At 66.3% G+C, this 12069-nt stretch carries 11 protein-coding genes; 1 reads left to right on the top strand and 10 read right to left on the bottom strand.

Annotated elements, in window-relative coordinates:
• Nucleotides 1-81: 81 nt before the first annotated feature.
• Nucleotides 82-1008 carry a M23 family metallopeptidase gene (locus WFQ67_RS08830; protein WP_337056609.1) on the bottom strand — a complete coding sequence of 309 codons (927 nt, stop codon included), beginning with the start codon at nt 1006-1008 and terminating at the stop codon, nt 82-84.
• Nucleotides 1009-1087: 79 nt separating this feature from the next.
• On the opposite strand from WFQ67_RS08830, the gene WFQ67_RS08825 reads away from it, so the two are divergent.
• Entirely contained in the window at nt 1088-1549 is a 462-nt protein-coding gene (locus WFQ67_RS08825; RefSeq protein WP_173173136.1) for a DciA family protein, read from the top strand.
• A 100-nt stretch (nt 1550-1649) separates the two neighbouring features.
• On the opposite strand, the gene lpxC is transcribed toward WFQ67_RS08825, so the two are convergent.
• The 9 genes from lpxC to murD form a co-directional block, all read right to left on the bottom strand.
• Nucleotides 1650-2561 carry a UDP-3-O-acyl-N-acetylglucosamine deacetylase gene (gene lpxC / locus WFQ67_RS08820; RefSeq protein ID WP_111262449.1) on the bottom strand — a complete coding sequence of 304 codons (912 nt, stop codon included), beginning with the start codon at nt 2559-2561 and terminating at the stop codon, nt 1650-1652.
• A 112-nt stretch (nt 2562-2673) separates the two neighbouring features.
• Nucleotides 2674-3864 carry a cell division protein FtsZ gene (gene ftsZ / locus WFQ67_RS08815; protein ID WP_173173138.1) on the bottom strand — a complete coding sequence of 397 codons (1191 nt, stop codon included), beginning with the start codon at nt 3862-3864 and terminating at the stop codon, nt 2674-2676.
• Between the two features lie 48 nt (nt 3865-3912).
• Nucleotides 3913-5163, bottom strand: a complete 1251-nt coding sequence (gene ftsA / locus WFQ67_RS08810) for a cell division protein FtsA (RefSeq protein WP_021218769.1) — start codon at nt 5161-5163, stop codon at nt 3913-3915.
• Between the two features lie 16 nt (nt 5164-5179).
• On the bottom strand, nt 5180-6043 hold the full coding sequence (locus WFQ67_RS08805; RefSeq protein WP_173173140.1) for a cell division protein FtsQ/DivIB: 864 nt from the start codon (nt 6041-6043) through the stop codon (nt 5180-5182).
• 4 nt (nt 6044-6047) lie between these two features.
• On the bottom strand, nt 6048-6995 hold the full coding sequence (locus WFQ67_RS08800; protein ID WP_173173142.1) for a D-alanine--D-alanine ligase: 948 nt from the start codon (nt 6993-6995) through the stop codon (nt 6048-6050).
• Entirely contained in the window at nt 6992-8449 is a 1458-nt protein-coding gene (gene murC, locus WFQ67_RS08795) for a UDP-N-acetylmuramate--L-alanine ligase (protein WP_337056608.1), read from the bottom strand. Before murC ends, WFQ67_RS08800 begins: the two co-directional genes overlap by 4 nt.
• Nucleotides 8442-9512: an undecaprenyldiphospho-muramoylpentapeptide beta-N-acetylglucosaminyltransferase gene (gene murG, locus WFQ67_RS08790; protein WP_213628581.1), complete on the bottom strand. Its 1071-nt coding sequence runs from the start codon at nt 9510-9512 to the stop codon at nt 8442-8444. The genes murC and murG overlap by 8 nt, the downstream gene beginning before the upstream one ends.
• Entirely contained in the window at nt 9509-10717 is a 1209-nt protein-coding gene (gene ftsW, locus WFQ67_RS08785) for a putative lipid II flippase FtsW (RefSeq protein WP_111262455.1), read from the bottom strand. Before ftsW ends, murG begins: the two co-directional genes overlap by 4 nt.
• The gene (gene murD, locus WFQ67_RS08780) at nt 10717-12063 is read right to left on the bottom strand and encodes a UDP-N-acetylmuramoyl-L-alanine--D-glutamate ligase (RefSeq protein WP_337056607.1); all 1347 of its coding nucleotides are present in this window, start codon (nt 12061-12063) and stop codon (nt 10717-10719) included. The genes ftsW and murD overlap by 1 nt, the downstream gene beginning before the upstream one ends.
• Between the last annotated feature and the right edge of the window lie 6 nt (nt 12064-12069).

Here is a 12069-nt window from a genome sequence, read left to right as displayed (position 1 = left end):
GCCCCGGAGTCGCCCGCGCAGCCTTCATGGCTGCTTGCGAAGGGGGCATTCTACCCGGATTCGTTGTAGAGAAAAGTAGCGTTATTCCGCGGCTGCGGAACGGGCTATATAGAGGGCCGGGTTGACCACCTCGCCACCGCGGGTGACCTCGAAGTGGACGTGCGCACCGGTGGAACGACCGCTGCTGCCGACCTTGGCGATGGCCTGGCCACGCTGCACCAGATCACCCACCTGCACCAGGTTCTTCTGGTTGTGCGCATAGAGGGTACGGTAGCCATCCGCATGGCTGATCTCGACCATGTTGCCGTAGCCGGTCTTGCGTCCGGACCAGGTGACGACGCCCGCACCGACGGCCAGGACATCGCTACCGGCCTTGGCCGCGAAGTCCACGCCCTTGTGCTTGCTCAGGCGGCCGGTCAAGGGGTCGCTGCGCACGCCGAAGGGCGAGGAGATGTAGCCCTGCAGCACGGGGCGTCCGGCCAGGTGCTCGGCCTCGCTGATGCGGCGCTCGCCGAGCAGCTGTTCGAGGACTTCCAGTTGCTGCTCGCGACTGTCGAGGCGCTCGGTCAGGCTGTCCAGCACGTCCATGAAGGGCGGTGCCTGGTAGGCCGGCGCATCGAGCGGGTCTTCCGGGCCGCCCTGGCCGACGTTGAGGGAGAAATCGAACTCGCTGGCGTCCAGGTCCGCCAGTTCCGCGACACGTTCGCCCAGGGCGTCGAGCCGGGTTAGGCGCGCCTGCAGGTCGGCGATGTGGGCGCCAAAGGCGTCCAGCTGACGCTGGGCGTCGGCGCGCGCCTGGCTCACCTGGCTGCGCTGCTCGTCGAGCGCGAGCGTCATCTGCTGGCTGTCTTCAGCAGCGGGCGTCGCGGGCCTGATCCAGGCACCGAGGGCGATCCCCGAAGCGAGCACCAGCGCCAGCAGCAGGCCACCGAGCCCCAGGAGCACGCGCAGGTCGAGACTCAGCGAACGCGCCGCCCCGTGCCTGCGGCTCAGAAGAATGATGTGCATGACTTCCCCAATTGATCGAGCGTTACCCGGTGCAGCCTTCTGCTACCATGGCCACTCTGTTTTCTTCAGGCGTCCTGCCATGTCTTTTCGTCCCTTGCCGGCCCGGTCCCCCGCCGCACTGCTGCGCGAGGAAAAACCGCTCAAGGCCCTGTTCAACCAGGCCCAACGCATCGACCACTTGCAACAGTTGCTGGAAAGCCAGCTGCAACCAGCGGCGCGTGAACATTGCCGTGTAGCGTCGTGGCGCGAGGGCTGCCTGATGCTGATCATCAGTGACGGCCACTGGGCGACGCGGCTGCGATACCAGCAACGCCGGCTGCAGCGTCAGCTCCAGGCCCTCGAAGAGTTCGCGACCTTAACGAAAATCATCTTCAAGGTGCAACCTTCCCAAGGCTCGGGACGTGCACCAGGCCGCACCATCGAGCTGTCGGCCTTTGCCGCAGAAAGCATCCAGGCCACCGCGGAAGGGATCGAGGATCCCAAGCTGCGTGCCGCCCTGGAGCGCCTCGCCGAGCGCGCCCGCAAGCCCGAGCGCGACTGACTTCCCGCGACAATCCGCCGCTTCGCCCTTCCCTATTTTCCCGGCACAAAAAAAGAGGCCACCCCATGGGGTGGCCTCCAAAGAAGGAAAGAGGTGTTGCTTACACGGCCGCTACCGGGCGCATGTAGGAAATGGGTGCGGTCTTGGCATCTTCGAAGGTGACCACTTCCCAGGCATCCTTGTCGGCGATCAGTGCACGCAGCAGGCGATTGTTGAGTGCATGACCGGACTTGAAGCCACGGAACTCGCCGATGAGGCTGTTGCCGAGCAGGTAGAGGTCGCCGATGGCGTCGAGGATCTTGTGCTTGACGAATTCGTCCTCGTAACGGAGGCCGTCCTCGTTCAATACGCTGTCCTCATCAACCACGATGGCATTCTCGACGCTGCCGCCCAGAGCCAGATTGTGCGAGCGCAGGAATTCCAGATCGCGCACGAACCCGAAGGTACGGGCACGGCTGACTTCCTTGACGAAGGTGGTGCTGGAGAAATCGACCGACGCTTTCTGGGTACGACCATTGACCACCGGGTGGTCGAAGTCGATCTCGAAAGTGACCTTGAAGCCATCGAACGGCACGAAGGTGGCGCGCTTGTCGCCATCCTGCACGCTCACTTCGCGCTTGATGCGAATGAAGCGCTTGGCGGCTTCCTGCTCCTCGAGACCAGCGGACTGGATGAGGAACACGAACGGGCCGGCGCTGCCATCCATGATCGGTACTTCGGCGGCGGACAGCTCGACGTAGGCGTTGTCGATGCCCAGGCCAGCCATGGCCGAAAGCAGGTGCTCTACCGTGCCGACCTTGACGTCGCCATTGAAAAGGTTGGTGGACATGGTGGTCTCACCGACATTCTCGGCATAGGCGGCGATCTGGACGACGGGGTCCAGGTCGGTACGGCAGAACACGATGCCGGTATCCACAGGGGCGGGCTTGAGGGTCAGGTAGACCTTTTCCCCGGAATGCAGCCCTACGCCTGTGGCACGGATGACGTTCTTTAAAGTGCGTTGTTTGATCATGGCAGTGGCCGCTTTCGCGCTAGTTGCGAACAGTTTTCAACAATGGCCGGGGATGATAGCAGAACCGGCCTTTGCTGAACACCAATCACAGACATAGCGTCGATAAACTTCATCAATCGGCCTGACGACGCAGGAAGGCCGGAATGTCCAGGTAATCCAGGTCGTCCTGCGGGTTCATCTTGGCGGCGGTCGCGGCGCTGCCATGAGCCTGGTTGCGCATGACGGTCGGACGATCCAGGTCGCGATAGTTGACCGACGGCTGCTCTGCACGCTGGGGTGCGGGGCTGGTCGCGGCAACGGCTGCGGACTGGACGGTGTTGTCCACTACCTTGACGGGTTTCTCCAGGCGAGCGCCCAGTCCGGTGGCGACCACGGTGACGTGCAGCTCGTCGCGCATGTCCGGATCGATCACGGTGCCCACCTTCACGGTGGCGTGCTCGGAAGCGAACTGCTCGATGATGTTGCCCACATCGGAGTACTCGCCCAGGGACAGGTCGGGACCGGCGGTGATGTTCACCAGGATGCCACGCGCGCCCTGCAGGTTGACGTCGTCCAGCAGCGGGTTGCGGATCGCCGCCTCGGTGGCCTCACGGGCACGATTCGGGCCGCTGGCGCAGCCGGTACCCATCATCGCCATGCCCATTTCGCTCATCACGGTCTTCACGTCGGCAAAGTCGACGTTGATCATGCCCGGACGCTTGATGATGTCGGAGATACCGCGCACGGCACCGGCCAGCACGTCGTCAGCCTTGGAGAAGGCGGACAGCAGGCTCGCGTCCTTGCCGAGGATGGTCAGCAGCTTCTCGTTGGGGATGGTGATCAGCGAGTCGACGCTTTCCGACAGCGCACGAATGCCCTCGTCGGCGATCTGCATGCGCTTGCGGCCCTCGAACGGGAACGGACGGGTGACCACGGCAACGGTGAGGATGCCCATGTCCTTCGCCACTTCAGCGATGATCGGTGCCGCACCGGTACCGGTACCGCCACCCATGCCGGTGGTGATGAAGACCATGTCGGTGCCCTGCAGCACTTCGGCGATGCGCTCGCGGTCTTCCAGAGCGGCCTGACGACCGATCTCGGGATTGGCACCCGCGCCCAGCCCCTTGGTAACGCCCGGGCCGAGTTGCAGGACGGTGCGCGCACCGATGTTCTTCAGTGCCTGGGCATCGGTGTTGGCGCAGATGAACTCGACGCCTTCGATGTTGCTCTTGGTCATGTGGTTGACTGCGTTGCCGCCGCCACCGCCCACGCCGATTACCTTGATGACCGCGCTTTGCGGAACGTTATCTACGAGTTCGAACATTTCCCCTCTCCTTCCTTTTCTAGTTGTATCGCCTACTGCAAAAACTCTTTAGAAGTTGCCCTGGACCCAGCGCTTGAGCCGCTCCAGAACAGGTGTCTTGGGTTCGTCGCTGAAGCTGCCCAGGCCGCCGGACATCGAAATCCCGTCGGACTGCTTCTGCAGGCCGTACATCAGCAGGCCAACGCCGGTCGAGTAGATCGGGTTGCGCACCACGTCGCTCAGGCCCTTGACGCTATGCGGCACGCCCAGGCGCACCGGCATGTGGAAAATCTCTTCGGCGAGCTCGACCGCACCCTCCATCTTCGCGGTGCCGCCGGTCAGCACGATGCCAGCCGGGATCAGGTCCTCGTAGCCGCTGCGGCGCAGCTCGGCCTGGATCAGGGTGAACAGTTCGTCATAGCGGGGCTCGACCACTTCGGCCAGTGCCTGGCGCGAGAGTTCCCGCGGCGGACGGTCGCCGACGCTCGGCACCTTGATGGTCTCGCCGGCACCGGCCAGCTTGGCCAGGGCGCAGGCGTAGCGGATCTTGATCTCCTCGGCGTACTGGGTCGGCGTCCGCAGGGCCATGGCGATGTCGTTGGTCACCTGGTCGCCGGCGATCGGGATCACCGCGGTGTGGCGGATCGCGCCCTCGGTGAAGATGGCGATGTCGGTGGTGCCGCCGCCGATGTCCACCAGGCACACGCCCAGCTCCTTCTCGTCATCGGTCAGCACCGAATAGGCCGAGGCCAGTTGCTCGAGGATGATGTCGTCCACCTCCAGGCCGCAACGGCGCACGCACTTCTCGATGTTCTGCGCCGCATTCACCGCGCAGGTCACCACGTGGACCTTGGCTTCCAGGCGCACGCCGGACATGCCCAGGGGCTCGCGCACCCCTTCCTGGTTATCGATCACGTAGTCCTGCGCCAGGGTGTGCAGCACCCGCTGGTCGGCGGGGATGGCCACGGCCTGGGCGGCGTCGAGCACGCGCTCGATGTCCGCCGGGCTGACTTCGCGATCGCGGATCGCGACGATGCCGTGGGAGTTCAGGCTGCGGATGTGATTGCCGGCGACGCCGACGAAGGCGGAGTGGATACGGCAGCCCGCCATCATCTGCGCCTCTTCCACCGCGCGCTGGATGGACTGCACGGTGGACTCGATGTTCACCACCACGCCCTTCTTCAGCCCGCGGGACGGATGGGTGCCGATCCCGACGATCTCCAGCTGGCCGTCGGCCGCGATCTCGCCCACCAGCGCCACCACCTTGGAGGTGCCGATATCCAGGCCGACGATCATCTTGCCGCTCTGCACGCTTGCCATGGTTCTAACCTTCTCCTCAATTCGCGCGGCTGGCTACGGCCGCCGCGGGTGCCTCTACCGGGGTTCGCCACGCTACCGCCAAGCCGTTGGGGTAACGCAGGTCGACACGCTCGATGTTGGCGATCTGTTCTTTGAGCGTCTTCTCGTAGATCGAGATGAAGCGACGCATCTTCTCCACCAGATGATCCCTTCCCAGCAATATCTCCACGCCCTGCCCGGTGGACAGGAACCAGCTGCCGCGTTCGCGCAGCTCCAGGCGGGTGATGGAGAACCCGAGCGGGCGCAACATCTGGCTGAGCATCTGGTACTGCTGCATCACCTGTTCCTGGGCCCGCTGTGGCCCCCACAGCTGCGGCAGTTGTTCGTAGTGGGCCAGCTCACGCGGGGTGAAGGCCTGGCCCTGGTTGTTCAGCAGCGCCTCATCGCCCCAGCGGGCGATCGGCAATTGTTCTTCCAGGCGGATCATCACCTGGTCCGGCCACACCCGGCGCACCTCGGCGTGGGCGATCCAGGGCATCTGCTCCAGCTCGCTGCGCATGCCGGCCAGGTCGATGCTGAAGAAGCTCGCCGCGATGTACGGGGCGATCCGCTGCTGCACCGCCTGCTGGCTGATGTAGCTCAGGTCGCCCTGCACGTTGATCTTGGCGATGGGGCGATCCGCATAGGGCAGCAGGCGCTGCGCCGCCTCGTAGGCACCGAACCCCAGCACCACCAGGACCACCGGCCAGACCAGGCGCTTGAACACGCTGAAGTTCGGCTTGGGCAGGCGTGTGCTGAGCGGCTCCTTGGCCACCATCCGGCTGGCACCACGCGGCACCGGCTTGCGCTGGGGAGCGCGGCCGATGGCGGGTTGCTGATGACGGACCGTGGCGCCACGCATGTGCTTAACCTCGTGCCTCGACGCTGTCGGCCAGGATCGCCAGCACCAGTTGCTGGTAATCCAGGCCCGCAGCGCGAGCGGCCATCGGGACCAGGCTGTGGTCGGTCATGCCCGGAACGGTGTTCACTTCCAGCAGCCAGAAGCGGCCGTCGGCGTCCTGCATCACGTCGGCACGCGCCCAGCCCTGGGTACCCACCGCCTCGCACGCGCGCGCGGTCAGGTCCTTGAGTTCCTGCTCCCTGGCGGCGTCCAGCCCGCAGGGGATCTGGTACTGGGTGTCATTGGCCAGGTACTTGGCGTCGTAGTCGTAGAAAGTATGCGGGGTACCCAGGCGGATGGGCGGCAGCACCTGCCCGCGCAGCATCGCGATGGTGTACTCCGGCCCATGGATCCACTGCTCCACCAGTACCTGGGAGTCGTAGCGGCTGGCGCCCTTCCAGGCCTCTATCAATGCGTCGACATCCGCCACCTTGGCCATGCCGATGCTCGAGCCTTCGTGAGCCGGCTTGACGATCAGCGGGAAGCCCAGCGCTTCGGCCGCCGCACGGCAATCCGCCTCGCTGGCGAGCACCGCGTGACGCGGGGTGGACAGGCCGAGGCTCTGCCAGACCTGCTTGGTCCGCAGCTTGTCCATCGCCAGGGCGGAGGCCAGCACACCGCTACCGGTGTAGGGGATGCCCAGGCATTCGAGCAGGCCCTGCATGCTGCCGTCCTCGCCGCCACGGCCGTGGAGGACGATGAAGGCGCGGTCGATCTTCTCGGCGGCCAGGCGTTGCAGCAGGTCGTCGCCGACATCAATGCCGAAGGCCTCGACGCCTGCGCCCTGGAGCGCTTCCAGGACCATGCTCCCGGACTTCAGCGAGACTTCGCGCTCGGCGCTCTTGCCGCCGTAGAGCACGGCGACCCGGCCGAAGGCCTTGGGCTCGAGGGTGGATTTCAGGTTCGCGCTCATGACTCTTTCCTCGCGGCGGCATCATCGCCACCACCGAACAACGGGCTCTGGATCAATTGCGGGGCCAGCCCGCCGATATCGCCGGCACCCTGGCACAGCAGGATGTCGCCGGCGCGCAGCAACGGCTTGACCAGCGGCGCCAGGTCGACGCCACGCTCGATGTAGATCGGGTCCAGCTGGCCGCGCTGGCGGATGCTGTGGCACAGCTGGCGGCTGTCGGCGCCGGGGATGGGCTCCTCGCCCGCCGGGTAGACCTCCATCAGCAGCAGCACGTTGGACTCTCCCAGCACCTGCACGAAGTCGTCGTACAGATCACGGGTGCGGCTGTAGCGGTGCGGCTGGTAGACCATCACCAGGCGGCGCTCCGGCCAGCCACCACGTACCGCCTTGATCACCGCCGCGACTTCGCGCGGGTGGTGGCCATAGTCGTCGACCAGCATCACGCTGCCGCCTTCGACCTGCAGCTCGCCGTAGACCTGGAAGCGTCGGCCCACGCCCTGGAAGCCCGACAGGCCGCGCACGATGGCGTCGTCGTCGATGCCTTCATCGGTGGCGATGGCGATGGTCGCCAGCGCGTTCAATACGTTGTGGTTGCCCGGCATGTTCACCGAGACGTCCAGCGGCACACGGTCCTTGCGCAGCACGGTGAAGAAAGTCTGCATGCCCTGCTGGCGGACGTTGATGGCGCGCAGGTCGGCATCCTCGGCGAAGCCGTAGGTCACGGTCGGGCGGGCCACCTGAGGGAGGATCTCGCGCACCACCGGGTCATCCACGCAAAGCACCGCCAGCCCGTAGAACGGCAGGTTGTGGAGGAACTCGACGAAGGTCTTCTTCAGCTTGTTGAAGTCGCCGCCATAGGTGCTCATGTGGTCGGCGTCGATGTTGGTGACCACCGCGACCATCGGCTGCAGGTGCAGGAAGCTGGCGTCGCTCTCGTCGGCCTCGGCCACCAGATACCGGCTGGTACCCAGCTGCGCGTTGGTGCCGGCGGCGTTCAGGCGCCCGCCGATGACGAAGGTCGGGTCCAGGCCGCCCGCGGCGAACACCGAGGCGATCAGGCTGGTGGTGGTGGTCTTGCCGTGGGTCCCGGCGACGGCGATGCCGTGGCGGTAGCGCATCAGCTCGGCCAGCATCTCGGCACGCGGCACCACGGGGATACGGCGCTCCAGGGCGACGGCGACCTCCGGGTTGGCCTTGTTCACCGCGCTGGAAACCACCAGCACGTCGGCGTTCTCGGCGTTCTCGGCACGGTGGCCGATGAAGATCTGCGCACCGAAGCTCTCCAGGCGCGCAGTCACGGGCGAGGCCTTGAGGTCGGAACCGGAGACGTTGTAGCCGAGGTTCAGCAGCACTTCGGCGATCCCGCACATGCCCACGCCGCCGATGCCGACGAAGTGGATGCGACGGATGCGGCGCATTTCCGGTTGCGGCATGGCTTTCTGGCTCTCAACCATGGGCCACCTCCAGGCAGATATCGACCACGCTGCGGGTGGCATCGGGCTTGGCCAGACTGCGGGCGATCGCGCCCATGGCCTTGAGTCGTTCGGGTTGCATCAGTACCTCGGTCAGCCGGGCGGCGAGTGCGGCCGCGTCGGTGGCATGTTGCGGGAGAAGGAAGGCCGCGCCCTCCTTCGCCAGATAATCGGCATTGCGCGACTGGTGGTCGTCGATCGCATGGGGCAGCGGCACCAGGAAAGACGGCAACCCGGCGGCAGCGAGTTCGCTGACAGTCAGCGCGCCGGAGCGGCAGATGACCAGATCGGCCCAGGCATAGGCCCGTGCCATATCCTTGATGAAGGGTGCGACCTCCGCTTCGACACCGGCTTCGCGATAACGCTCCGCGGTGACCCCATCGTGATTCTTGCCGGCCTGGTGGAACACCTGCGGGCGAAGTTCGGCAGGCAGCAGCGCGACGGCTGCCGGCAGCAGCTTGTTCAGTGGCTCGGCCCCCAGGCTGCCGCCCAGCACCAGCAGGCGCGGCGTGCGACCGGCCAGGGCGTCGCGCGGGGTTTCCAGGAACAGCTCCTCGCGCACCGGGTTGCCCGTGGTGCGGCGCTTGTCGCTGGACCCGAAGGTATCCGGGAAGGCCTCGCAGACGCGGCTGGCGAACGGCGCCAGGCTGCGGTTGGCGGTGCCGGCGACGGCGTTCTGCTCGTGGATGACCAGCGGTACGCCGGCCAGGCGCGCAGCCAGGCCGCCGGGGCCGGTGACATAGCCACCCATGCCCAGCACGCAGACGGGCTTGAGCTCGCTGACCACGCGCCGCGCCTGGAACAGCGAACGCACCAGGGAGAACGGCGCCTTGAGCAGCGACTTGATGCCCTTGCCGCGCAGGCCGGTGACCTGGATCAGGTGCAGCGGCAGGCCGGCCTGGGGTACCAGTTCGTTCTCGATGCCACGCGGGGTGCCCAGCCAGTGCACGCTGTAGCCACGGGCCTGGAACTCGCGGGCGCAGGCCAGTGCCGGGAAAACGTGGCCGCCGGTGCCACCCGCCATGATCAATACATTGCCGCTCATGGGCGTACCTCCTCTTCGAGGAAGTCGCTCTCGACGAACTCGATGTCTTCGTTGCCCAGGTGCGTGCGGCTTTCCCATTCTATCCGCAGCAGCAGGCCGAGGCAGACGCAGCAGATCACCAGGGAGCTGCCGCCGTAGCTGAGGAACGGCAGGGTCAGGCCCTTGGTGGGCAGCAGGCCGACATTCACACCGATGTTGATCAGGACCTGGCCGATCCACTGGAAGGCCAGACCATAGGCCACGTAGGCCGAGAAATATTGCCGCGCGCGTTCCGCGCAGAGGCCGATGTGCAGCGCCCGGACGCTGACGAACACGAACAGGGCGACCGTGGCCAGCGCCCCGACCATGCCCAGTTCTTCCGCCAGTACGGCGAAGACGAAGTCGGTGTGCGCCTCGGGCAGGTAGAACTGCTTCTGGATGCTGTTGCCCAGGCCGACGCCGAACCATTCGCCACGGCCGAAGGCGATCAGCGCCTGGCTCAACTGGTAGCCGGCGCCGTACTGGTCGGCCCAGGGGTCGATGAAGTTGGTCAGGCGCTGCATGCGGTAGCTCTGGCTGGTCATGACCAGCACCCCGGCACCGAGCACCGCGCCGACCAGCGGGACGAAGCGAACCAGGTTGATGCCACCGAGGAACAGCATGGCGATGCAGGACCCCACCAGTACCACGGTGGCGCCGAAGTCCGGCTCCGCCAGCAGCAGCACGGCGATGGGGCCAAGCACCAGCATCGGCTTGATGAAGCCGGTGAGCTTCTCGCGCACCTCGTCCTGGCGGCGCACCAGGTAGCCGGCGATGAACATGACGGTGAACAGCTTGGCCAGTTCGGACGGCTGCAGGTTGAACAGGCCGAAGCCGATCCAGCGCTTGGCGCCGTTGACCTCGCGGCCGATGCCCGGCAGCAGCACCATGATCAGCAGGACGAAGGCGACCAGCATCAGGCGCGCGCCATAGCGCTGCCAGAAGCTCATGGGCACCTGCAGGGTCAGCACGCAGGCGACCCCGCCGATGGCCAGGTAAATGAGGTGGCGGATGCTGTGGTAGAGCGGGTTGCCGGACAGCGCGGCGGCCACTTCCGAGGACGCCGAGGTGATCATCACCAGCCCCAGGCCGAGCAGCGCCAGGCAACCCGCCAGCAGCGGGAAGTCCATGTCGAGGCCACGGCGACTGCGCAGCGGCGACTGCAGGGCGAACAGGCGGGCCAGCATCAGGTGAGCCCCTCCACGGCCTGGGCGAAGAGGCGTCCGCGCTCTTCGAAGTTCTTGAACATGTCGAGGCTGGCGCACGCGGGCGACAGCAGCACGGCGTCCCCCCGGACGGCCAGTTCGGCGGCACGGCTCACGGCCTCGTCCAGAGTCCGCACGCGCACCAGCGGCACGGCATCGCCCAGGGCCTGGGCGATCAGTTCGGCGTCACGCCCCAGCAGCACCACGGCGCGGCAGAAACCCGCCACCGGCTCGCGCATCCCGGAAAAATCGGCGCCCTTGCCATCACCACCGGCGATCAGCACCAGCTTGCCGTCGATGTCCGCACCCAGGCCTTCGATGGCGGCCAGCGCCGCACCGACATTGGTGGCCTTGGAGTCGTCGTAGTACGCCACGCCTTCGCGCTCGCGCACCCACTGGCAGCGATGGGCGAGGCCGGTGAAGGTCTTGAGGGTCTCCAGCATCGGCTCCATGGGCAGGCCGACGGCGTGCCCCAGGGCCAGGGCCGCCAGGGCATTGGCCTGGTTGTGGGCGCCACGGACCTTGAGTTCGCGCACGGGCAGCAGCTTCTCGAACTGGAACGCGAGGTACTTCTCGCCCTCTTCCTCGATCAGGCCGAAGCCCCTGAAGTCCGGCTTGTTCAGGCCGAAGGTCCAGCAGGGTAGCTGGTCGGCGACCAGGGGCCGGGACAGCGCATCGCCACGGTTGACCACCACCTGCCGGGCGCCGCGGAAGATGCGGTGCTTGGCCAGGTGATAGGCCTGCATGTCGGCGTAGCGGTCCATGTGGTCTTCGCTGACGTTGAGCACGGTGGCCACTTCGGCGTTCAGGCGATCGGTGGTCTCCAGCTGGAAGCTGGACAGCTCCATCACGTAAAGCTCGATGTCATCGGCCAGCAGGTCGAGCGCCGGGGTCCCCAGGTTGCCACCGACGGCGACCCTGCGACCGGCCGCCTGCGCCATCTCGCCCACCAGGGTGGTGACGGTGCTCTTGGCGTTGGAGCCGCTGATGGCGACGATGGGCGCCTTGGCGTGACGGGCGAACAGCTCGATATCGCCGGACAGCTTGACGCCGCGCTTGGCCGCCTCCTGCAGCGCCGGCGTGGCGATGGCTAGGCCGGGGCTCACGTAGAGCTCGCTGGCGCGGCAGAGGAAATCGACGTCGAGTTCACCACAGCGCACTTCCACCTCCGGGTACTGGGCACGCAGGGTGGCCAGTTCGGGCGGGTTCTCGCGCGTGTCGGCCACGGCGAAGCGCACGCCCTGGCGCGCCAGGAAGCGCACCAAGGACATGCCGCTCTTGCCGAGGCCGACAACGATGCGGAACTGGTCGGAAGCGATCAGGCTCATGGTCTC

Origin of the sequence: Pseudomonas sp. USHLN015 (assembly GCF_037153275.1) — a bacterium.
GTDB lineage: Bacteria > Pseudomonadota > Gammaproteobacteria > Pseudomonadales > Pseudomonadaceae > Metapseudomonas > Metapseudomonas tohonis.
The sequence above is the reverse complement of the archived record's forward strand: the minus strand, read 5'-3'. Positions and strand labels throughout refer to the sequence as shown.

Excerpts from the sequence above, each read along its gene's own strand:
- WFQ67_RS08805 (WP_173173140.1), bottom strand. The coding sequence starts at position 6,043 with ATGCGTGGCGCCACGGTCCGTCATCAGCAACCCGCCATCGGCCGCGCT.
- WFQ67_RS08800 (WP_173173142.1), bottom strand. The coding sequence starts at position 6,995 with ATGAGCGCGAACCTGAAATCCACCCTCGAGCCCAAGGCCTTCGGCCGG.
- ftsA (WP_021218769.1), bottom strand. The coding sequence starts at position 5,163 with ATGGCAAGCGTGCAGAGCGGCAAGATGATCGTCGGCCTGGATATCGGC.
- WFQ67_RS08825 (WP_173173136.1), top strand. The coding sequence starts at position 1,088 with ATGTCTTTTCGTCCCTTGCCGGCCCGGTCCCCCGCCGCACTGCTGCGC.
- WFQ67_RS08830 (WP_337056609.1), bottom strand. The coding sequence starts at position 1,008 with ATGCACATCATTCTTCTGAGCCGCAGGCACGGGGCGGCGCGTTCGCTG.
- lpxC (WP_111262449.1), bottom strand. The coding sequence starts at position 2,561 with ATGATCAAACAACGCACTTTAAAGAACGTCATCCGTGCCACAGGCGTA.
- murG (WP_213628581.1), bottom strand. The coding sequence starts at position 9,512 with ATGAGCGGCAATGTATTGATCATGGCGGGTGGCACCGGCGGCCACGTT.
- ftsZ (WP_173173138.1), bottom strand. The coding sequence starts at position 3,864 with ATGTTCGAACTCGTAGATAACGTTCCGCAAAGCGCGGTCATCAAGGTA.
- murC (WP_337056608.1), bottom strand. The coding sequence starts at position 8,449 with ATGGTTGAGAGCCAGAAAGCCATGCCGCAACCGGAAATGCGCCGCATC.
- murD (WP_337056607.1), bottom strand. The coding sequence starts at position 12,063 with ATGAGCCTGATCGCTTCCGACCAGTTCCGCATCGTTGTCGGCCTCGGC.
- ftsW (WP_111262455.1), bottom strand. The coding sequence starts at position 10,717 with ATGCTGGCCCGCCTGTTCGCCCTGCAGTCGCCGCTGCGCAGTCGCCGT.